The following is a 349-nucleotide window of genomic DNA, read 5'->3' as shown; positions in this document are numbered from 1 at the left end:
CTCGATCGAGCCGGTCTCGCAGCCGAAGACGAATTTTTCGCGCACGTCCCAATAGGCCTTTGCCAGGCGCTTCGCCTCCCGCTCGAGCACCGTGCGATCGGTGCCGGTCATGATGGCAGCGGCAGTAGCACGCGGTTCGTCGGCCCAGACGTAGCCGACCATCAGCGAGGCATCCCAGACGCCGTCGAGCGCATCGATGCCGGGCAGTTCTGCGTAAAGGCTCTTTGCCGGTTCATCAACGGTGCTGGTGCGTTCGCCCGGCAGGACGACCGGGATCGGTGCCCAGAGCAGGGTGGGCTTTATGCCCGTCTTCAGGCTCTTCACCAGCATGGAGACCGAGCGGCGCATC

At 64.8% G+C, this 349-nt stretch carries 1 protein-coding gene; it reads right to left on the bottom strand.

Annotation, left to right across the window (positions count from 1 at the left end; translation table 11 throughout):
• A partial coding sequence (locus AC5ZGW_RS47730) for a M81 family metallopeptidase (RefSeq protein ID WP_496114350.1) occupies positions 1-349 on the bottom strand: 349 nt, incomplete at both ends.

This window comes from Bradyrhizobium sp. Crot121, from assembly GCF_059512385.1.
The sequence above is the reverse complement of the archived record's forward strand: the minus strand, read 5'-3'. Positions and strand labels throughout refer to the sequence as shown.